Source organism: Paenibacillus sp. FSL H8-0034 (assembly GCF_038000305.1).
Taxonomy (GTDB): Bacteria; Bacillota; Bacilli; order Paenibacillales; family NBRC-103111; genus Paenibacillus_S.
Genome location: NZ_JBBOBS010000001.1, coordinates 3,127,097 through 3,148,247, shown reverse-complemented (window position 1 = coordinate 3,148,247; position 21,151 = coordinate 3,127,097). Strand labels below are relative to the sequence as shown.

At 47.0% G+C, this 21,151-nt stretch carries 25 protein-coding genes; 2 read left to right on the top strand and 23 right to left on the bottom strand.

Annotated features, from left to right (window positions below; translation table 11 throughout):
• The 14 genes from NST47_RS13995 to NST47_RS13930 all read right to left on the bottom strand — a co-directional run bounded on the left by NST47_RS13995 (window position 1) and on the right by NST47_RS13930 (window position 12,942).
• Window positions 1–429, bottom strand: a complete 429-nt coding sequence (locus NST47_RS13995) for a hypothetical protein (RefSeq protein WP_341155709.1) — start codon at window positions 427–429, stop codon at window positions 1–3.
• A 109-nt stretch (window positions 430–538) separates the two neighbouring features.
• A complete protein-coding gene (locus NST47_RS13990; RefSeq protein WP_341155708.1) occupies window positions 539–1,375 on the bottom strand; it encodes a TlyA family RNA methyltransferase in 837 nt (278 codons plus the stop codon).
• Between the two features lie 33 nt (window positions 1,376–1,408).
• Complete coding sequence (gene dxs, locus NST47_RS13985) at window positions 1,409–3,295, bottom strand: 1-deoxy-D-xylulose-5-phosphate synthase (RefSeq protein WP_341155707.1); 1,887 nt, start codon at window positions 3,293–3,295, stop codon at window positions 1,409–1,411.
• A gap of 201 nt (window positions 3,296–3,496) precedes the next feature.
• Window positions 3,497–4,402: a polyprenyl synthetase family protein gene (locus tag NST47_RS13980; RefSeq protein WP_240413978.1), complete on the bottom strand. Its 906-nt coding sequence runs from the start codon at window positions 4,400–4,402 to the stop codon at window positions 3,497–3,499.
• Between the two features lies 1 nt (window position 4,403).
• Complete coding sequence (gene xseB, locus NST47_RS13975; RefSeq protein ID WP_240413979.1) at window positions 4,404–4,658, bottom strand: exodeoxyribonuclease VII small subunit; 255 nt, start codon at window positions 4,656–4,658, stop codon at window positions 4,404–4,406.
• Window positions 4,633–6,009 (bottom strand): exodeoxyribonuclease VII large subunit, encoded by a 1,377-nt coding sequence (gene xseA / locus NST47_RS13970; RefSeq protein ID WP_341155706.1) that lies wholly within the window; start codon window positions 6,007–6,009, stop codon window positions 4,633–4,635. The genes xseB and xseA overlap by 26 nt, the downstream gene beginning before the upstream one ends.
• A 4-nt stretch (window positions 6,010–6,013) precedes the next feature.
• Window positions 6,014–6,880, bottom strand: a complete 867-nt coding sequence (gene folD, locus NST47_RS13965) for a bifunctional methylenetetrahydrofolate dehydrogenase/methenyltetrahydrofolate cyclohydrolase FolD (RefSeq protein ID WP_076227861.1) — start codon at window positions 6,878–6,880, stop codon at window positions 6,014–6,016.
• Window positions 6,881–6,906: 26 nt separating this feature from the next.
• The gene (nusB, locus tag NST47_RS13960; RefSeq protein WP_341155705.1) at window positions 6,907–7,356 is read right to left on the bottom strand and encodes a transcription antitermination factor NusB; all 450 of its coding nucleotides are present in this window, start codon (window positions 7,354–7,356) and stop codon (window positions 6,907–6,909) included.
• A gap of 101 nt (window positions 7,357–7,457) precedes the next feature.
• Complete coding sequence (locus NST47_RS13955; protein ID WP_076227867.1) at window positions 7,458–7,697, bottom strand: DUF2273 domain-containing protein; 240 nt, start codon at window positions 7,695–7,697, stop codon at window positions 7,458–7,460.
• A gap of 14 nt (window positions 7,698–7,711) precedes the next feature.
• Window positions 7,712–8,272, bottom strand: coding sequence for an alkaline shock response membrane anchor protein AmaP (amaP, locus tag NST47_RS13950; RefSeq protein WP_341155704.1), 561 nt, complete (start codon window positions 8,270–8,272; stop codon window positions 7,712–7,714).
• Between the two features lie 89 nt (window positions 8,273–8,361).
• Window positions 8,362–8,772, bottom strand: coding sequence for an Asp23/Gls24 family envelope stress response protein (locus tag NST47_RS13945; protein WP_076227871.1), 411 nt, complete (start codon window positions 8,770–8,772; stop codon window positions 8,362–8,364).
• Window positions 8,773–8,910: 138 nt separating this feature from the next.
• On the bottom strand, window positions 8,911–10,269 hold the full coding sequence (gene accC / locus NST47_RS13940) for an acetyl-CoA carboxylase biotin carboxylase subunit (RefSeq protein ID WP_341155703.1): 1,359 nt from the start codon (window positions 10,267–10,269) through the stop codon (window positions 8,911–8,913).
• Between the two features lie 89 nt (window positions 10,270–10,358).
• On the bottom strand, window positions 10,359–10,865 hold the full coding sequence (gene accB / locus NST47_RS13935) for an acetyl-CoA carboxylase biotin carboxyl carrier protein (RefSeq protein ID WP_076227875.1): 507 nt from the start codon (window positions 10,863–10,865) through the stop codon (window positions 10,359–10,361).
• Window positions 10,866–10,947: 82 nt separating this feature from the next.
• Window positions 10,948–12,942, bottom strand: coding sequence for a sensor histidine kinase (locus NST47_RS13930; protein ID WP_341155702.1), 1,995 nt, complete (start codon window positions 12,940–12,942; stop codon window positions 10,948–10,950).
• Between the two features lie 127 nt (window positions 12,943–13,069).
• On the opposite strand from NST47_RS13930, the gene NST47_RS13925 reads away from it, so the two are divergent.
• Together NST47_RS13925 and NST47_RS13920 are read left to right on the top strand one after the other, a co-directional pair.
• A complete protein-coding gene (locus NST47_RS13925; protein WP_341155701.1) occupies window positions 13,070–13,756 on the top strand; it encodes a response regulator transcription factor in 687 nt (228 codons plus the stop codon).
• Window positions 13,757–13,900: 144 nt separating this feature from the next.
• The gene (locus NST47_RS13920; RefSeq protein WP_341155700.1) at window positions 13,901–14,137 is read left to right on the top strand and encodes a hypothetical protein; all 237 of its coding nucleotides are present in this window, start codon (window positions 13,901–13,903) and stop codon (window positions 14,135–14,137) included.
• Between the two features lie 248 nt (window positions 14,138–14,385).
• Here the strand turns inward: NST47_RS13920 and NST47_RS13915 are convergent, their stop codons facing one another.
• The 9 genes from NST47_RS13915 to NST47_RS13875 all read right to left on the bottom strand — a co-directional run bounded on the left by NST47_RS13915 (window position 14,386) and on the right by NST47_RS13875 (window position 21,027).
• Window positions 14,386–15,270: a SpoIIIAH-like family protein gene (locus NST47_RS13915; protein WP_341155699.1), complete on the bottom strand. Its 885-nt coding sequence runs from the start codon at window positions 15,268–15,270 to the stop codon at window positions 14,386–14,388.
• A gap of 236 nt (window positions 15,271–15,506) precedes the next feature.
• Window positions 15,507–16,139 carry a stage III sporulation protein AG gene (gene spoIIIAG, locus NST47_RS13910; RefSeq protein ID WP_076227885.1) on the bottom strand — a complete coding sequence of 211 codons (633 nt, stop codon included), beginning with the start codon at window positions 16,137–16,139 and terminating at the stop codon, window positions 15,507–15,509.
• A gap of 69 nt (window positions 16,140–16,208) precedes the next feature.
• Window positions 16,209–17,069: a stage III sporulation protein AF gene (gene spoIIIAF / locus NST47_RS13905; RefSeq protein ID WP_341155698.1), complete on the bottom strand. Its 861-nt coding sequence runs from the start codon at window positions 17,067–17,069 to the stop codon at window positions 16,209–16,211.
• A gap of 39 nt (window positions 17,070–17,108) precedes the next feature.
• Window positions 17,109–18,392, bottom strand: a complete 1,284-nt coding sequence (gene spoIIIAE / locus NST47_RS13900; RefSeq protein WP_445667462.1) for a stage III sporulation protein AE — start codon at window positions 18,390–18,392, stop codon at window positions 17,109–17,111.
• A 36-nt stretch (window positions 18,393–18,428) separates the two neighbouring features.
• Window positions 18,429–18,818 (bottom strand): stage III sporulation protein AD, encoded by a 390-nt coding sequence (gene spoIIIAD / locus NST47_RS13895; RefSeq protein ID WP_076227889.1) that lies wholly within the window; start codon window positions 18,816–18,818, stop codon window positions 18,429–18,431.
• Window positions 18,819–18,828: 10 nt separating this feature from the next.
• Window positions 18,829–19,032 carry a stage III sporulation protein AC gene (gene spoIIIAC, locus NST47_RS13890; protein WP_076227891.1) on the bottom strand — a complete coding sequence of 68 codons (204 nt, stop codon included), beginning with the start codon at window positions 19,030–19,032 and terminating at the stop codon, window positions 18,829–18,831.
• A gap of 45 nt (window positions 19,033–19,077) precedes the next feature.
• A complete protein-coding gene (spoIIIAB, locus tag NST47_RS13885; protein ID WP_341155697.1) occupies window positions 19,078–19,596 on the bottom strand; it encodes a stage III sporulation protein SpoIIIAB in 519 nt (172 codons plus the stop codon).
• Window positions 19,590–20,651 (bottom strand): stage III sporulation protein AA, encoded by a 1,062-nt coding sequence (gene spoIIIAA, locus NST47_RS13880; RefSeq protein ID WP_341155696.1) that lies wholly within the window; start codon window positions 20,649–20,651, stop codon window positions 19,590–19,592. The genes spoIIIAB and spoIIIAA overlap by 7 nt, the downstream gene beginning before the upstream one ends.
• A gap of 109 nt (window positions 20,652–20,760) precedes the next feature.
• The gene (locus tag NST47_RS13875) at window positions 20,761–21,027 is read right to left on the bottom strand and encodes a YqhV family protein (RefSeq protein ID WP_179097362.1); all 267 of its coding nucleotides are present in this window, start codon (window positions 21,025–21,027) and stop codon (window positions 20,761–20,763) included.
• Window positions 21,028–21,151: the final 124 nt, after the last annotated feature.

Here is a 21,151-nt window from a genome sequence, read left to right as displayed (position 1 = left end):
TTATACCTCATCCTCGTTGTCTATTTGAAATCGGATACACTGTATCCTCTGCTGCTGCGGATCTACATAAAGCACGCCTGAAGTTTGCGGATACAGTAAATGGAAGACAAGCAGATGATCACGTATCGAGCTTCCTGTGGCTTCCATAGGCTTGCGCTCTCTGGCAACCTTTACTGTATAATACAGTCCGTCCTGCTCCACGAAATAATCAATAAACAAACGGCTGTGCAAGGGCTCCCCCTCATTAATCGTAATGTGAATGGGAATACGCTGTTTGCCGCTAATGACCTTGAATCCATTTTCCTCCAGTAACCGAGTAACTTCATCCGACGATACCGGGGTACCTTCCGGAAGTGGAAGTCCTTCCCCTTCACTTTCCATAGTGCCCTTCATTCGATTGCGAATATACAGGTATAACCAGAATCCCACGATCAAAATTATCAAAATTATAACAAAGCCATCGCCACTTTGCATCCCGTTCACCTCAATGGTAAGTATTCGAGAAACCCGACCAATATCCTCCAAAAAAACAAAAAACTCATCCTCCAGATGAGTTTTGAAGCTTTTGCGCATCGATGACTACTTGCTGAATCCACTCGTCTTTGAGTTGTGATGATACAATAGATTGAGGACTTGCTGATTGAAAATAAGCTAGAAACTCAACGTTGCCTTCGCCGCCGCGTATCGGAGAAAAGGTAAGTCCCTGCAAATAAAATCCAGCTTCCTCTGCAAAACCCAGCACCGTTTGAAGTACTTCCGTGTGAACAGACGGATCGCGTACAACCCCTGTCTTGGGAACCTTGTCGCGACCTGCCTCAAATTGCGGCTTGATCAATGCAACGACCGATCCATGCTCTGCCAAAATGCTTTTTAACGGAGGCAGGATCAGCTTTAAGGAGATAAACGATACATCAATCGAAGCAAAAGCAGGCTGCTGTCCTTCCAAATCCTCCAGCTTCATAAAACGAAAATTGGTTCGCTCCATGACCTTCACCTGAGGATGGCTGCGCATCGACCAATCCAATTGATTATAGCCCACATCCACTGCGTATACGTAAGCCACTCCATGCTGTAGAGCACAATCCGTAAATCCTCCGGTGGAGGCTCCAATATCCAGCATGGTGATGCCATTCAGATCAATATTAAACAGCTTTAAAGCCTTCTCCAGCTTCAATCCACCTCTACTCACATAGGGATGGATTGCACCTTTAACAAGAATTCTGGAGCTTCTGAGCACCTTTGTACCGGCCTTGTCGATGGGTTCCTCATCCACCTGAACAAGTCCGGCCATGATGGACGCCTTCGCTTTTTCCCGTGTCAGAAAAAAGCCCTGCTCCACAAGTAATACATCTAATCGTTCTTTATCTGCTGCCATGCTGAAGTTATTCCCACTTTCTGCCGAGATGATTCAAGCATGCTGCCGTTTGCGCGGCATCAACGCTTTTACCTCGGATACAAGCCGTTCTGCAGTAAGTCCTACTTCCTGACGCTGCTCTTTTACCGATCCATGCTCGACAAAATAATCGGGAACTCCGAGGATTTTGATTTGCAAACCATGACGATTCTGATTCGCATAAAACTCAAGCACACCGCTGCCGAAGCCGCCCATTATTGTGCCTTCCTCCAAAGTAATGATAGGCAGGTTCTCCTTGGAGATCTGAAGCAGCATAGCCTCATCCATGGGTTTAATAAAACGTGCGTTAACAACCCGAAGCTGCAAGCCATCCTTATTTAACTGCTCGGCAGCCTCTAAGGCGATGCCAATCATAGGTCCCACAGCCAGCACTACGGCACTGTCGCCAGGTCTCAGCACTTCCCATGTACCGATAGGAATCGCCTTTAAAGGTTCATCCATGGGTACGCCAAGCCCATTGGCCCGTGGATAACGAACCGCGATTGGACCTTCATCATAATCGACTGAAGTTTTGAGCATATGACGCAGCTCATTTTCATCCTTGGGCATCATCAGCACCATGTTAGGAATGCTTCTCAGATACGCAATATCGTACACACCATGATGGGTTTCACCATCTTCTCCGACAAAGCCTGCACGGTCGATAGCAAAGATCACATTCAGATTCGCACGACAAATATCATGAACAATCTGGTCATAAGCTCTCTGTAAAAATGTGGAATATACAGCAAATACAGGCTTCATGCCCTCGCTCGCAAGCCCCGCACAGAAGGTAGCTGCATGCTGCTCGGCGATCCCAACATCAACCATCCGTTTTGGAAATTGAGCTGCAAATTTCAGCAGGCCAGAGCCTCCAGGCATCGCGGGAGTAACCGCAATAATTCTTGAATCCTGCTCAGCCAGCTCGATCAGCGTATTGCCAAAAACATCCGTATACACGGGATGTCCGACAGCCTTAAGCATTTTGCCAGACTCGACCTTATATGGACGTGCCCCATGCCAGGCAAACGAATCTGCTTCTGCTGGCAAGTAGCCTTTACCTTTTAATGTCAGCACATGAACCATAACGGGTCCTTCAACCTTCTCGGCCTGCTTTAACGTCTCCAGCAGCACAGGAAGATTGTGTCCGTCAACCGGTCCCAAATAAGTAAAGCCCAGTTCCTCAAATATAACTCCAGATACAAGCATATATTTCAAGCTGTCTTTCAGCTTTTCCATCGTCTTGGCCAGCGTCCCGCCAATAGCCGGGATTTTCTTCAACAAATACTCGACTTCTTCCTTGGCTTTCACATAATGCTTATCGGAGCGGATTTTCCCCAAATAATTATGCATCGCGCCAACGTTAGGAGCAATCGACATTTCATTGTCGTTCAGAATGACCATCATGTTCTTTTTCTCATGTCCGATGTGGTTCATAGCTTCAAAGGCCATACCGCCGGTCAAGGCGCCATCTCCGATAACAGCGATGATCTTGTTGTCCTCACCTTTGAGATCACGAGCTACTGCCATGCCCATGGCTGCCGATAACGACGTACTGCTGTGCCCGGCCTCCCAGACATCATGCTCGCTCTCCGAGCGCTTGACAAAGCCACATAGACCCTGGTACTTACGCAGGGTATCGAACTGATTCATACGTCCGGTAAACATTTTATGCACATAGGATTGATGTCCCACATCAAAAATAAATTTATCTACAGGGCTATTGTAAAGATAATGAAGGGCTATGGTTAGCTCAACAACTCCCAGATTAGAAGAAAGATGTCCACCGGTTAACGAAAGCTTTTCAACCAAAAACTGCCTCGTTTCCTCTGCAAGCAGTTCTAATTGTTCGATCGTCAGGTGCTTCAAGTCTTGTGGTTGATTGATATGTTCTAGCAGCACGCGTGTTCCCCGCTTTCCTGTTTGGACTGTTGCGTATAACAAACACCCCAATCGCAGGAGTGAATAAGCAATCTATCCCACTAAACGTTTGATTTATTATAGCATAGTTGATGATAGGTGCTCAATTGTAAGATGATACGGAAAAATGCAGCTCATTGTGCATGTTCATATAGCTGACTTTTTGAACTGCCTCTACCAAGCTCACCTGTCTCTTTGCACAATAAAATCAGCAAGCTCCAAAAGTCTTGCTGAATACGGGAATCCGGCATTGATGATCGCCTGCTTGCCTTGTTCAACGAGCTCATTCATTTTGGCCTGAGAGGCTTCAATGCCTACAAAATAAGGATAGGTAACCTTTTGCTGCTTCTCATCACTTTTAACCGGCTTGCCGAGTTTCTTCTCATCCCCGACCAGATCGAGAATATCATCCTGAATTTGAAAGGCCAGACCGATATTATAACCGAACTTCTCCAACGCTTGGAGCTGTTTCGGATTAGCACCCGCCAAATGACCTCCAGCCTTCAAAGAAAACACGATTAAATCGCTTGTCTTGTGTGTATGAATATATTCGAGTTCCTCCAAGCGAGTTAAGCCCTGTTCTCCCTGCATATCCGCTGCCTGGCCGCCAACCATCCCCGGAGCACCTGCCAGTCTGGATAAATCCTCAACGATGTCGAGCACCCGTTCAGCCGGCACCTCATAAATCCGATACGCCTGAACAACTGAATAAAATGCATGGGTAAGCAGTGCATCACCGGACAATACAGCCATCGCTTCACCGTATACCTTATGGTTCGTTAGCTTGCCGCGGCGGTAATCATCATTATCCATCGCAGGCAAATCATCATGAATCAGTGAATAGGTGTGAATCATTTCAACTGCACAAGCAACGGGAATTGCCGATTCCGTGCTGCCATTCAGCGCTTCTACTGCTGCCAGCATCAAAATGGGACGGAGACGTTTGCCCCCCGCCATCAGTGAATACATCATGGATTCCCTTAAGGTTTCAGGAATATTCCAGATACCGGGAATGGATTCAAGCAATTCCGCTTCGATCAGCTCGACTTTTTGGTCAAGGTATTGCTTTATTGTCATTTCGGTGCTCATATTAAGCTCCACCCTTTTCGTCTGTGCCTGGATTGAAAGGTTTTTTGACCAATCCGCCCTCTTGCTCCATCAAAATTTCGATCTTGTGCTCTACCTGCTCCAGCTTGCTTCCACACAATTGGGACAGCTTCATACCTTCTTGAAACAGCTCAATCGCTTGCTCCAAGGGGACATCTCCACTCTCAAGAAGGGCTACGATTTGCTCCAATTTATCCATCGCCTCCTCAAAGCTAGGCGTCGTTTCCTGTTTTGACATTTTCTTTTCCCTCCATTGACCATACATGGCAATCTACTTGCCCATCCGTCAATCTAAGCTTCAGTACATCGCCGATCTGTACCTGCTGGATGGATTTGATAAGCTGCTTTTGATTTTCATCGTAGACAAGACTATAGCCCCGCTGCATAACCTTTAATGGACTAAGCGCATCCAGCTGACGGATAGCACTGACCAGCTCCTGCCGCTTTTGGCTCTTGGCCGTCTGAATCGCTTGCTGCAATTGGCGTACGGTTGAGCCCAGACGGCGCTTGGCAAACAGCACCTGCTCCTTCGGATTGTACGAAGACAGCAGCTTGTCCAGCTTAAGCTGACGCTCCTGCAGCTTGGTCAGACGTCTGCGCATTTTGTAGGCCAGCTGCTCCTTCGTCCGATCCAACCGTTCCATTGGCTGTACGAGCAGCTGTCTGCGGGGATTCAGAAATACCGGTGACCGCCGCGCCCTGCGCAAACGGTCTCGCCCCCGCTCCAACTGATTGGACAACCCACCGTGAAGCCTTTGATTATAATAGCTGAGCTGCTGTCTAAGCTCCAAATGATGAGGAACCGCCAGTTCTGCTGCCGCTGTTGGTGTTGCCGCTCTGAGATCAGCAACAAAGTCGGCAATTGTGAAATCCGTCTCATGACCTACAGCGGATATAATCGGTATCTGTGATGCATAAATCGATCGGGCTACTGCCTCTTCGTTAAATGCCCAAAGCTCCTCCAGGGAGCCTCCGCCTCTACCGACGATCATGACATCGACTTCATTTCTTGCATTCATCGTCTCGATCGCTTTCACAATAGAAGGTGCTGCCTGCGTTCCTTGCACCAGCACAGGATACAGCAGTATAGGCACATTCGGATAGCGCCGTTGAAGCGTAATCATAATATCACGGACTGCCGCCCCTGTCGGCGAAGTAATGACTCCGATCGCCTTTGAAAAACGTGGAATCGATTGCTTCCGTTCAACTGCGAACAGTCCTTCATCCGCCAGCTTTTTCTTCAGCTGTTCAAAAGCCAGATACAAACTTCCGATGCCATCAGGCTGCATTTGAGATACATAGAATTGGTATTGACCATCACGCTCATACACGGAAATATTCCCGCAGGCCAATACCTTTGTGCCTTCACGCGGGATGAATCCGAGTCTCTGGTTGCTGGAGGCAAACATGATGCTTTTCAACCTGCTGTCCGCATCTTTTAATGTAAAGTACATATGACCGCTGGAATGATGGGTGAAATTGGAAATTTCCCCGCGGACCCATACGTCCTGCAGGGTATTGTCACTTTCGAGACGCATTTTGATATATCGGTTCAGGTCTTTGATCGAAAGAACTTTTTTTTCTTTCATCTGCTTATCCGTTCACTTGGGACTGTAAGGTACGCGCAGCCGCATCAAGCGTATTTCTAAGTAAAATCGTAATGGTCATCGGTCCTACACAACCCGGAACCGGAGTAATATAGCTCGCTGTATCCAAGACATCATCAAAATCAACATCTCCTGCCAGCTTGCCTGTATCAAGTCGATTGATACCGACATCAATAACGATAGCGCCCGGCTTCACATGATGCTTTTTGACCATCTTCGGCTTGCCGACTGCTGCAATTAAGATATCCGCCTGGCGTGTAATTTCTTCCATATTGGCTGTTTTGGAATGGCATATGGTTACCGTTGCATGCTCTCTGAGCATTAATATAGCCATCGGCTTGCCTACAATATTGCTTCTTCCAATAACCACTGCATGTTTACCCGCGATATCAACGCCAATATGCTTCAATATGGCAATCACACCCGCAGGCGTACAAGGAGCCGGACCTTCCTTGCCAATCATTAAGTTACCAACGTTAACAGGGTGGAAGCAATCTGCATCCTTTTCAACCGCTATCGCTTCAACGATTTTATCCTCGGAAATATGTTTGGGAAGGGGGGATTGCACAAGAATGCCATGAATACGCGGATTGTGATTCAACTGCTCGATTAGTGCCAACACATCAGCCTCCGACGTGCTGCCCGCAAGCTTATGAACCTCGGAATAGATCCCTGCTTCTTCACAAGCTTTGGCTTTATTACGTACATAAACCTGAGAAGCGGGGTCTTCGCCCACGATAATAACAGCCAGTCCGGGCTGTACACCCTTGGCTGTCAAATTAGCGACTTCCTCTTTAATTTGCGCACGGTAAGTGCTGACGATCTCTTTTCCGTTAATGACTTGTGCGGACATGATTTGTCCCCTTTCCTGAATGTTTATTAACGTTTGCTTTTGATTTCATCCAGTTCCTTAATCATTTTGCCCAGCACGCCATTGACGAACTTGCCGGACTCCTCCGTACCAAAATGCTTGGACAATTCAATTGCTTCATTGACAACAACCTTGGGCGGAACATCATCACGGTATAGCATCTCATAAGAAGCCAATCGTAAGATTTCGCGGTCTACACGGGAAAGCCTGTCCATCTTCCAGCCCTTTAAATAGTCTTTAAGCAGCTCGTCAATGCTCTCCTTATGGGCAAGCGTCCCGTCCACAAGCTCCTTGATTTCCTCTTCAGCAATGGTATCCTTCGTTTTGATCAATTCAGACTCATCATCGTTTTGTGCTTCTTCCACAACATGAGTGATCGCCTCTATCACGCTCACCGTGTTCATTTCAACCTGATACAGGCTTTGGAGCGCTAGCTCTCTTGCCAATCTTCTTCTCATCCGGTTTAATTCCTTTCTAAAGGCTTCCTGAGGGAAGCTCGCTTCATAAACAGCAACTTCGTAACATCAAACAAAAAAATCCTTGGCAAGAACCAGGGATTTCATCTAAACAATCTCCATTTGTCCATGATCCAGCGCCACGTCGTTTCAACGGGAATGGCGGGTTCTCCCCGCTCTACACGATTCCCTATATGATAACAAGTATATACGATTAGGGCGAAAATTAACATATCCCACAATCCGCAAATTAAATAGATGAGTCCCAATAGTACGCCACCGACTGACCCCAGGGTTTTCCCGCGATGACGTTCCCACAGCAGTTCCCACAGCCCATTCCACATGGAAGAACCCACCTCTACTCTACCCGACTTTTAAATGTAGGTGTTGATTGTTGAATATTGGCGATAAACACGGTAACAACTGCAACCGGAATTCCCGTTATTTCCTCGATATGCTTTTTAACCCCTGCTTGCATCTCTTCGGTCAACTGCGGAATTGAGGTTTCCCCGTCTACGATCGCCCTGATGATAATTTCCAGGCCCGCGGGACTTACCTTCACCCGAGCCTTTAAATCCTTCACACCGCGTGTACGCTGTGCTGCCTTCAAAGATAGATTTTCGACCGTTTCCATTGAGATTCGAATATCTCCAAACTCGGTCCGTTGATCTATGGACGGCACTACCGCACTGCTTCGCGGCAGGGATACTATCAGTAAACGAATACTGATCAGCATAGTCACGACTGTCAAGGATATAAAGGTTAATGCCGTATGCAAATCAAAGTACACGTCACGGGCAAAATTAACAGCTTTATCGAAAGGAATCCAACCCAAAGCACACAATAACACCGAGCAGCCTACGATCAGAACAACGACGCTGAGTACGAAGAGAAGCAGTCTATCTATCACTTTTACCACAAAACCGGACTCCTTCCGAATGAGAGCAAACCCCCTTACAGCTTGAAGGGGGTTTTCAAAATCGTTTTTTTCACCATTTCAAAACTACATTACTTAACCCGATGTGGAACAACTTCTGTCTCTTCCACTTTCTCAACCGTTTTAAAAATAACATCATGAATGTGTACATTAACTTCTTTAACACTCAGACCTGTCATGGATTCGATAGCGTTCTTGACATTGAGCTGAACACCTGAGGCTACTTCTGGAATACGTGTACCGAATTCAATAACGATGGATACATCAACCGCTGCTTCACGCTGTCCGACTTCAACCTTAACGCCTTTGGACAAATTTTTGCGACCTAGCAGTTCGGCAATCCCGCCTGCAAAACCGCCACTCATTCCTGCAACTCCCGGAACTTCAATCGTAGCCATACCGGCTATGATCTCGATGACTTCCGGAGCTATCTGGATCGTACCCATTTCTGTTTTTTCGTAATCCGCAGCAATCATTGTCATGATTTGGGGGCCTCCTAATTTTATAATCCGATTCCTAAGCGTCTATTTCTTCGATCTCTCTATATGTATGCGCGAAGTTAGCAAACTTGTCTTAACCCATACTATATCATCATCATATAGCCATGACAAATAAAAGCTTTACGATTCAGGGTCATTCACGTCATGATCTTCAAGAAATTTGATGTCAAAATCCCCGGAAATAAATTTGTGGTGCTCCAGCAGCTTCAAATGAAAAGGGATCGTCGAGTGTATGCCTTCAACCGCAAATTCGGACAACGCACGCTTCATGCGCTGAATCGCTTCATCACGGTCTCTTCCCCAAACAATCAGCTTGGCAATCATCGAATCATAGTGCGGTGAAATCGTATATCCCGGATACGCAGCGCTGTCTACTCTGACTCCGAACCCTCCAGGTGGCAAATAAAATTGAATTTGTCCGGCGGAAGGCATGAAATTACGGGTGGAATCCTCAGCATTAATACGGCATTCAATCGCCCATCCTTCGATTCTAACCTCATCTTGTGTAAAGGATAGCGGGTCCCCTTCAGCAATCCGGATCATCTCTTTAATAATATCTATACGGGTGATCATCTCCGTTACCGGGTGCTCTACCTGAATACGCGTATTCATTTCCATAAAATAAAACTGGCCATCAGCGCCGAGTAGAAACTCCAGTGTTCCAGCTCCTGAATAATTAACAGCCTTGGCAGCACGAACGGCAGCTTCACCCATCCGTACACGCACTTCTTCAGTCAAAATTGGACAAGGTGCTTCCTCAACGAGCTTTTGGCGTCTGCGCTGAACCGAGCAATCCCGTTCACCTAAATGGACGACATTGCCATGCTTGTCTGCCAATATTTGAATTTCAACATGCTTCATTCCTGTCAAATACTTTTCCAGGTACACGCCAGCGTTTCCAAAAGCTTTTTGAGCTTCCTGCTGGGCATTGGTAATTTGACTAATCAGCATCTCTTCATCGTCGGCAATACGAATTCCTTTGCCTCCACCGCCTGCTGTTGCTTTAATGATGACCGGATATCCAATTTCCTTGGCGATCCTGAGCGCATCATCCAAATCCTCAACAAGACCGTCAGAGCCAGGAATAATCGGAACGTCCGCCTGTTTCATCGTAAGCTTGGCTACTGCTTTATCACCCATTCGATTGATCGCATCTGGCGAGGGACCGATAAAGGTAATGTTACAGCTCTCACAAATCTCGGCAAAATCGGCGTTTTCAGCCAAGAATCCATAACCAGGATGAATCGCATCGGTTTCAGTCAAGGTTGCTACACTCATAATATTGGTCAAATTCAGATAGCTGTCCTTGGATAAAGTGGGGCCGATGCAATATGCCTCGTCTGCGAGCCGGACATGCAGCGATTCCCGATCTGCTTCCGAATACACGGCAACTGTGGATATACCCAGCTCTTGACAAGCACGAATAATCCGAACGGCAATTTCGCCGCGGTTGGCAATTAAAATTTTTTGAAACTTCATTCCGATCTCCTCCTACAAGTTTTCCGAAGGAAAACTGACTTCATAAGCGTAACCTTGAGTTTTCCGAAGAAAACCGACTTCGCACTTCGTTACTCGGGTTTTACAAGGAACAAGGGTTGGCCGTATTCTACCAATTGGCCGTTCTCTACCAGTATCTCCACAATTTCACCTTTGATTTCTGCTTCGATCTCATTCATCAGCTTCATCGCTTCAATGATGCAGACAACGGACTTCTCTTTAACCTGGCTGCCTTTGTTCACAAAATCAGCAGCACCTGGGGATGATGCCGCATAGAACGTGCCGACCATGGGTGATACAATTTTATGTAAGTTCGCGTTCGCCGCAGGTGCTATCACACCCTCCACCACAGGGTTATGACTTTCCGCCGGGGCATGGATTACCGTTTGTGGTAAGGATTGTTGAGGTGCTAAATGTTGAAATGAGTGCTGCGTTGGTGATGATGCAAATACAACAGATTCTGTTTTGGTAGGTTTGCGAATCAGCAAACGAGAGCCTTCATTTTCAATTTCCAATTCCTGCAGGGAACTTTGATCGATTAATTTAATTAATTCTTTAATTTCGCTAAGTTTAAACACTAGATTCACTCCTTCAACGATGGTGAAACAATAACGTTGCTATTATACCACAATCCCTTAACAAAGAAAGAGTTTCCTCTGACTACAGCATAAGTGGAAGCGATATCACAAATTGAATTGTCCCTTTATCGGGCTGAACGACACGAATCTGTCCCCCATGCAAACGGACAATTTCACTGCAAACCGCTAACCCGATGCCTCTTCCACCCTCTTCAGGAACCTGTTGATAGAAGCGATCAAACATGCGGTCAAGTGTTTCATCCGTCAGTGCAGCTACTTCATTCTCAAAAATAATTTCCATTGATTCTTCCTTTTTCTCATAAGACAAACTTACATGGCCGGCTGGAAGCGCATATTTAAGCATGTTAGAGGCGATATTATCGAACACCCGCTCCATTAAAAACAAATCTACCTTTACCATCAGCGCGTCCGCTTCAAACAAATCGTCCAGCGATTTGTGCGACCACGTAAATCCGCCTCCGCGAATGATAGGCTCGGTCCTTTTATAAAGAAACCTCAGCAAGCCCTCTGAGCTCATCAGCGCGGGTTGAAAATTCATTTCGTTTTCCTGCAGTCGTGCCAAATCATTCAGGTTCTGTGCCAGCCGTACAGCCCATTCGGATTGCTGCCCGATAAGCTTTAAATGGTGAAGTCCATCTTCCTGAACATGGACCTGCAGAAGCTTCGTTTGTTGACGAATCAATGCAATCGGTGCATTCAAGTCATGAGCGATATTATGTAATAAACGAGAATTGGACCGATGCGATTCTGTGAGCTGCCGGGTTCGCTGCATTACCTTTTGTTCCAGCTGCTCATTGGACTCAGCCAAGCGTAGGGTGAGCGCCACAGATTCCTGCTTAAGATGGATATAACGCCGGACGGTAACTGCCATCTGCGTAAGTAAATAGATAAAGAAACCGGTATTGATAAGACCTTCCGATGTAAGTGGAATACACAGGTAATAAAAAGAATCACTCAATACAGTGAAAACTGCAATGATACCCGCTATCGCACCAGAACGCGCCCCAAGGCGACGCTGCCTGACTGCCCTTGGATAAACAATACATGAAGAATACAAAAGCGTGCAGGTAATCAACACCGTAAATACGCTAAGCCATTGAGTGAAAATAACAGGTCGTGTTAACAAAACAAATACAGCGAACAACCCAAAGATTAAATAAAGGAACTTCAGTACATATCTGGAAAAATGCTCAGGGAAGATCGAACTCAAGTATTGATTGAGAGCAAGAATGGCTGCAATCTCAATCAAATATTCCAGCTTTACCTGCCATTCCCAGAGTAGATCCGGAAGAAAGGAAATGACCAAAACTTCACCAAATAAGAATGTCCGCAGTCCTAATAAAATCGATAGAAGGCCCAGAAATAAGGTTGAACGATCAGATATGTATAACGATGCAAATACTAAATAAAACAAACCCATCATCAATAAAGCGCCCGCACTCATGCAGTCTCTAACCAAAGGAGGAAGTGAATCGGATTGGATCGCCCGTTGGCTCCCAATATGAATTTCGCTCCAAATTCCACCTTTGCGCTGGGCGTAATTGGATACCTGTATATCCATTTGCAAGTTGCTGCTCTCCGGGATAAAGTAAACGTATTCAGGGGATTCATAGGGTACTGATGTCGAGGCCGTTGTACCTACCGTGCCTAGTTCCATTAACAATCGACCGTTGATCCACATTCGATAGGCTGAAGAAATCTGTCTCATATTTAAGCCAATTGTTTGCCCCACATCGTCAGGATGCAGTCGAATTTGTAATCGATACGTTCCGTATTGACGATTCCATTCCTTGTCACCTATGTATGGCGCAAATTCCCAGCTTGCAGGAACCTCCATATATCCGGTGTTTGCCTCCGGCCAGCTTTGTTTCGGGTCGACCAGCCTATCGGGAGCGAAGCGCCAATCCCCAGACAACACATAAGAACGGTTCACACCTGACAATGAAAATCCACTGAAGTCCACCTCCCCCTTGTTCACGCGCGGAATTGACTCCTCTTGGGAACATCCCGTGAGCATAATAACCCATACAAACATGACCACGACCAAGGTTCTCAACAATGTCCTCCTTCAATTAACAAGCATGGTTGAAAATTTACAGCTGTTTACTATATTACATGATACAATAACTTTGCATAGATTAAAAAGGAGAGCTGCATCCAGAAGGATCAAGCGCAAATGAGCCATGATAACCCACACTATTAAAGTCCTGCTTGCCGAGGATCATTCACTGGTTCGAAGCAGCCTGCAGGAAATCCTGCAAACGAATTCGAAGTATGAGATTATAGCCTCTGTAGCGAGCAGCGAAGAAGCTTTGAGTGCTCTCCAGGACAGCACTATTGTGCCGGAGCTTTGTATTCTGGATATTCAAATGCCTGATATGGATGGCATTGAATGCACCAAGGCGATCAGAGAACTATATCCTCAAATGAAAATTATTTTGCTGACTGCTTTTGATCACGATACTTATATGGAGGAGGGTGCCATTGCCAGGATCAATGGGTATCTGCTCAAGGATATGAATGTCGAGTCCTTTTATCGATCGGTTGAGATGGTCATGGAGGGCCAGTTTGTGGCACCACTCAAGCTGATCAACAACATATCCAGCAGACTCACCCAGCTTAGAGAGCTTGAAAAAAATACAACCATCAACGATCTGAGCAAGCTGTTATCCAAACATAGCACTTCACTCGATGACAAGGAGCTGGAAATAGTCAGACTGATTTGGCAAGGCTGGAGTAACCGGATGATCGCAGAGGATCTGTATATTACCGAAGGCACTGTCAAAAATTATGTATCGCGCATGTACCGGAAGCTAAGCATCAATACACGTTCAGAGCTTTTACAAATATTGGCTGTAAAGCAGGAATAATCGCACTTGTAGATTTGGAGCAAGCTGTAATCAGAATGTAATCCAAATTTAACAATCATACCCATATATCGACAGCTACTGCAGTACCTCCCTGCTATATTAGTAGTAGGCTTAGCTCAGCTAAGCACAATTGGAGGGATACATATGAGTGAAGTTGAAAACGAAGCGATTGTGGTTGACGAAGAGGCAACAGCTGCAGAAGCATCGGAGGAAGCAGTAGGCGAAGCCGACGCTGAGGTCGAAGACGTCCAGGCTGAGGCTGAAGAGGAAGAGGCCGTTGAGGAGGAAGAATCAGACGACGAGGAGTCTGAGGAAGCCGATGAGGAAATTTCCGATTCAGCGGAAGACGCGGACGATATCGTCACCGAGCCTGTGGAGTAGCACTTATGTATTATTTTTACGCGAAGAGTCCGACCCGTCGGACTCTTTTTTTGCAACCGCTTCCCACAATTAAATGGGCTGGCTAAGTTATGTGCTGGTCAACTTCTATACGAGCGTGATTCATTTATGCTCAGCCCTTCTTCTCAATCGATAAAAAACAATAAAGAAGCGGAGGATGCGACAATCCTTTTCCGCTTCTTTGTGCTTTTTCATTGATCTAAATCGGGTTTGTAGCTGCCGGGATCTCCTTAAGGTACAAATTGCACCACTATTTTATCAGCCGCAACGTTCATTTCCTGCATAACCTTATCAATAATGCTGACTGCCTGGCTTTTTTCCAGCTTATTGCTTTGAACAGTGACCCTCCATTTGCTGGCTTCCTCGGTAATCACAGCTTGCGGAAATTCCTTCATTAATGTATCTTCCAGGTTGGTAACCTTAGCCTCTTGATCCTGGAGCTTTCTCAGCTCTGCTTCTGCATTCGCTGCAGCTGTGGCGCTCTGCTTCGGATCAGCCAGAATCGTCATCCATTTCTCGGTCAGTTTGGCGAGCTCCTCATTACGTTTCAGCCCAAGACCTGCAAAATAGTCGCTGCCTGACTTGACCTGTGTCATGACCTGCTGAAGCACTTTCGCATCCTCTGCACTCACCGCTTCGTTGGCTTTGGCAGTAGGCTGTGCAGTAGCGGCACTGGCTTGGGTTGTGCTTTTCGGATCTTTGGCTGCTTCACTGCTTGCTTTAGGATCGGCAGCAGCTGGTGTCGTTGCTTTGGTTGTTGGTGCAGCTGGAGTTGCTGGATTGGCTGTAGGTGCGGCGGGGTTTGCTGGAGTGACCGTAGCGTTCGTACCAGCACTTGGAGCTGTATCGGTTTTGGCAGCTGCCTGAGGCGTCGTTTTGGATTCAACCGGCTTGACGTTCAGATCATTGGTGTTGATGACGATTTCCTTGGCGGAAAGTCCAGTTGTGCTGTCCGTTCCTTTGGCTGTACCATTTGTTGCAGTACCTGTTGTTGCTGCACCTGTTGATGTAAACTCAAGCTTGCTGACGTCTTCTGTAAACAAATAATAAGCAGATAACACGACCATCAGACTGAGCATGGATACCAACCAAATTGTTTGTCTTTTTGAGTTCATTGTTTTGCCTCCTAAAAGTTTTTGCGCCAGTAAAAACTGGCTTCGTAAGCTTTACTGAGTTTTCGTAGAAAACTTACTTCGTAAGCATCTACTATGTTTTTGCGCCAGTAAAAACTGGCTTCGTAAGCTTTACTGAGTTTTCGTAGAAAACTTACTTCGTAAGCATCTACTGAGTTTTTGCGCCAGTAAAAACTGGCTTCGTAAGCTTTACTGAGTTTTCGTAGAAAACCTGGCGTCTATTGTTTACGCGGGAGTATGGAAATACGGTTGGCAGGAACGTCCAGCCCTCTCTCCACAGCCTCGGTCATCATTTTTTTGACGGTCAGATTTTCGGCTCCCTTGGCCACGACGACGACGCCTCTGATTTTGGGCTTGATCGTTTTGGTCACAAGCGGCTGCTTCCCACCTGAAACCTCGTAGATGACCACTTCCCCACTTCGTGTGACATCACTGATATGGCGGGTTGCACCATGCTGATCCTTCTCATTGGTTACCTGCTGGGTATCCTTCGTATTGCGCTCGACTGCAATTTCCTCAGTAGAATCAATCGTTACCAATACCTCCACCTCACCCACACCAACAATTTTGCTCAACAACTCCTTCAGCTGTGATTGGTAGGCTTCCTCATATTCACGAAAGGTGCTTCGTTCCTTGCTTGAGGAACCAAATACAGGCTTGGCTGTCTCTGTAGGAGAAGCTCGGCCTTCCCCGATAGGATCGACATCCTTGACATGAATAAAAGAATTAAGCACCATACACGCCGCTCCCACCAGCCCGAGCAGCAGCAGCCAGCGAAATGTCTGTATTCGTTTGGTTCCATTCGGCCCACCACCGAGCCATTTCTCGATCCATTTCATCAGACTTCCCATCGGTTCCACCTCCCCCTGCACCCTTCCCTGATTAAATGAATGCCCGCCGTTTCTAAGTAACCTGATCAGCTAAAGCTTTTCCCCTGTAACCTCTACATCTATACGGTCCTCCTGAACCTGCCATGTCTTGCTGAGCAGCATGCGGATTTGTGATTGCTGCTGCTCAAAGCCGGTGCTTGGCTTCGGCTTCTGTTTATTCCCTGTAGAGCCGTTAGCGCTAGCTGCTTTACTATCTGTCTGCCTGTTGTCTCCTCCTCCCATTGAGGTACTATCGATCTGACCACTGCTCGCTTCTATCGAAATGTCTATAGGCTTAACAGGTTCAACCTGAAAGGTGTTGACCGTCTGCGTCTGTATGTTGGATGGGACCGAAGCCGGTCGATAAGCGACTTGTACACGGATGCTGCGGATTTGCATCTGTCCGTTTGCGTCCTTACCGGTTTCCAGCTTCAAATCTCCTACCTTAAAAGCCGGCGTTTGTTCAATATTTTGTTTCATTAAAGTAATGATTTGCTGCTGCATCAGCTTCTGGGAGCGTTCCTCCTGCTGCATTTTCAGTGCTTCCGCCTGCTGTTGAATGCTTCCGAGTGTCTGCATGCTGCCGGCCGACCCTTGTGTCTGTGACTGCTGCAAGGTTTGCCCCGGACCTCCTGCTTGCGATGCTGGCGATGAAGCCTGGAAAACCGGCAAGGCTCCTCCCGATGCCGAATTGTCTTGAAAAAGCGATTGTGCCTGGCTCAGCATGAGATCAACGGAGGTCGACTTTTGAAACAATGAAAATAGCGGTTGAAGCAGGGTGAGTAAAATAAAAAGGCTGATGACTGTTTTCACATAACGCTGCATCGTCTGATTCGGCAGCAGGATGTCCACAAAAGTCGCGAGCAGGATCACCATAATGATCGATTTCAACCAATCGGAAAGCCAACCCATCCTGTTCCCTCCTCTGTCATCCCTATCTGCGTACAACGATCATCGCATCATCACGGAAAGATTGCCTGCTGCTATAAGCATCGTAATAGCCAGAAAAAACATCAGTCCAACCACGGCCAAGGCGGCAAAAACATAAATCAGGCTTTTTCCTATCGTATCCAGACAAGCAATGATAGGACTATCCCCAAGCGGCTGCATGACGGCTGCTGACAGGTTGTATATCAAGGCTAATGCCATTATTTTCAATGCAGGAAAAGCACACAAAATGAGCAGGATAACCAGTCCGACAAGTCCCACAGCATTCTTGACCAGCAGCGAAGCGCCTATTACCGTCTCCGAGGCGTCCGAGAACATTTTACCTACGACAGGTACGAAGTTCCCGGCAATATATTTCGCTGTGCGGATTGTGACTCCGTCCACGATGGCGCTGCCTGCCCCACGAACTGAAATAACTCCGAGAAATACGGTAATAAAGACTCCAAGACACCCCACACTTATCATTCTGAGCAGGTTAGCCAGCTGGGTTACCTTGTATTTGTCAGACAAGGAGCTAACGATATGCAGCACGGCTGAAAAGAACAGCAGCGGGAATACAATCAGATAAATGCCCGTCCCGACTGCGTGGATCATAAATACGATTAACGGGTGCAGGACAGAAACAGAAACCATATTACCCATCGAAGCCAGCAGTGTCAGCAGAAGCGGGACAATCGCGATCATAAAATGGATCATCTCGCTGATTGCCGCATTCGCATAACCGATGGCAACCGTGAAGCTGTTAACAGCCATGATCATCAACACCATAAAAACGATCGCGTACGCCACTTTACTGACGTTGTTTTTTTCAAAGGAGCTCTGCAGCGTCTCAAGCAGCATACTGAATATGGATAACACGACGATGGACGCCAGCAGCTTGCCATTATATACGAGCTCATGGAAGAAGTAACGAAAAATACCGGATAAGATCGTACTCATCTGAAAATCCTTGGCCCCGGTCAACAGCTCGTTAAAGGTCGGTGTCTTGCTTTCCGGAAAGTAACCTCCATACGTTTGCATCAGCTTGGTCCAATACTGCTCAACGGGATCGGTTTGCAGCCGTTCGGCCTCTTCCTTGATGATTTGCTCGACCGGACCAGCAGCTTCAACGTGATCTGTACCTGCTGTCATATTCGTAAATCCAATGCCACCCAGTCCCCCTATGAACAGGTACAGGAAGCATACCAGCAGCAGCCAACCCCGTTTGATCCCCAATTTGTTTCTGTCTCCATAAAGAGCAGCTGTAAGCGGTGTGGAGGTGTATCGTTTCCAAGTCTTGTAGGGCATCATTAGCTTCATCTCCTGGAACCATGCGACTTTACGTTAGGCTGGAAGCAGCTTCACGACCGTTTCTATAATGACGGATACGATGGGAATCGCCATCACCATAATTAATACTTTGCCGGATAGCTCGATCTTGGAGGCAATCGATTCCTGACCCGCGTCCCTAACAATTTGGGCACCAAATTCGGCAATGTAGGCAATCCCGACAATTTTGAGAATGGTTTTAAGGAAAATCATGTCTATGCTCGCTTTAGTCGCTAAATCCTCCAGTACCTGAATGACCGTTGATATTTTGCCGATGAGAAATAAAAAGATGGTGATACCCGTAAACGCGACGATCAGAAAAGCAAACATCGGCTTTTGTTCCTTGATGATCAGAACGAGAACGGTGGCGAACAGGCTCAGGCCCACTATTTGTATGATCTCCAAGACGATTCACCTACTGGAATAAGAAAATAGTTTTAATTTCCTTGAACAGGCTGTCCAGCATTCTGACAACCATAAACAGCACGACAACAAATCCGATTAATGTTACCCAATGCGCCATATCTTCTTTGCCCATTTGCTTCAGTACGGTGTGAATCATTGCGATAATAATTCCGATTCCGGCTATCTGAAATATCGCACTCACGTCAACGTTCATTCACGGCACCTCACCTCTAACCTGTAAACCCTTGATCCCATCCCTCTAATACATCAATATGACGACCAGCGCTCCCATCAGCAGCCCAAGACTGCGCCACATGCCTTCATACCTTTTACGTTCCTCCACTGCCGTTTCGAGTTCACCCTGCAGCTGTTGAACCGCCAGCCGGATATGCTTGACCTGATCGGCGCTGTCCGATAATCCTAGTGTACTCCCCAGCTGACTGAGAATTTCCTGCTCCCCCGTTTTTAGCACTGTATATTGCCAATGTTCAGCTATCGCTTGCTGCCATATGTGCTGTACTGTCCGACCTGCAGCTACTTTCAATTGTTCTGCGGTATAGCGGAATAGATGACTGACTGGTTGCGGACAGGCGCGTGCGACCTGCAGCAGTGCTTGAGGCAGCGGGGTCAAGCCATAGGTCATTTCGGTTTCCAACCGCTGCAAGGATCGGATCAGATCGGAAATTTGCCTGGGTCTTCGCGAAAATCGCTGTGCCTGATAAAAACCGAATAAGGTTGCCGACAGCATAATCATCATGGCTCCCAGCAGCTTCAGCATAAGGTGCTCCCTGACGGTTGAACGGAGCGTGTGATCATTGTTCGTTCCTGATCAACAGCGACTGTGAGAGCATGACTGCCTTTGATGGAAGTATTCAATCTGCGTCCCTGACCATCGTAGATACCTTCCAATGCTCCTATACTCGATTGATTGCTCAGTACGACGATCCTTTTAAAAACCTGATCATGGAGCAATTCCTTTAATACCGGCCTTCTTGAAATATCGTCATAATTCAAGCCATGTGCGGTGGCCATCACGGTGATACCGGCATGAATCGCTTCATGGATAGCTGCTGCATCTTCAGGTCTGCCAATCTCGTCCACAATCAGCAGTTCTGGAGACATGGATCGAATCATCATCATCATCCCTTCTGCCTTTGGGCAGCCATCCAGCACATCCGTACGCGGACCCAGTTCAAAGCGCGGCACTCCTCGGACGCATGCGGCAATCTCGGATCGCTCGTCCACGATTCCAACCTTGTATCCCCGTCGCAGTGACAAGCCACTGCCATTTACGGGACCCCTGCTGATAATCCTTGCCAAATCACGAATCAGGGTCGTTTTCCCCTGCTGAGGCGGGGATACGATCAAGGTATGAAGAATAGAGCCTTGTCCTGTTGCATCGGTCACATAAGGTAAAATTTGATTGCCGCAGCCCTTATGCTCCTTGGCAACCCGGATATTGAAAGAGCTGATATCCTTCAGCAGCCTGACCTTGCCCTGCTCCAGCACAGTCCGCCCAGCCAGCCCGATGCGATGCCCCCCTGCCACCGTAATGAAGCCTCTTCGCAGCTCCTCCTCAAAGGTATATAGCGAATGCTGCGTCAGCATCTCCAGCAGCGCGGCGCAATCCTCTCGATTCGGCCTATAAGCCTCAGCGGGATCGTTAGTTAGACCACCTGACTGTGAAACAAAGCTGTATTGCCTCCCCCAGCCAATCTCAAGAGGGCGCTGCTCACGAACCCGAATTTCTTGTAAATCCTGTACAATTTGAGAGGGTAGCGCTGCTAGTCTTTGACGTAATGAAACCGAAAATAGCTGAAGTAGTGACTGCATCCACCCACCCCCTTCATTTAATATGCAGTGAACCCTCACTGCTGTTCTGTCAGATTATTCTTCCGTTCACTAAATTATGTGTATGCTTGGCCTACTGAAATATGACCAGTTATTTTCTCAAAATCCCGATAAAAATGCAGCTCACACCAACAAGCACCCAGAGCATTTTGCCTACAGACAGCTTATCCGCAAGCCCCACCAGCCCTAGAGTGGTAGTCGTCAGCAGCACAAAGGGTCCTACCATAGCCAGACCGGTGTTAACCATCAGAGCTTTTTCAATCTGGTTATAACGTAGCATCAGAAGCGCGGCAATGATCTCGATACTACCCGACATCAAACGAAGTGCGGCCATACTTAATACAATTTTATTAATCAGCTTTCTCCTCTCCTTTCTTTATCTGCGTGTGGGAACTCTTCTATTTCAGCCTCTCATTCAACTCTATGCGGACATGTCTGCTTTTAGGCATACTGGGCACATCACTACCTTCTGATGCATATGA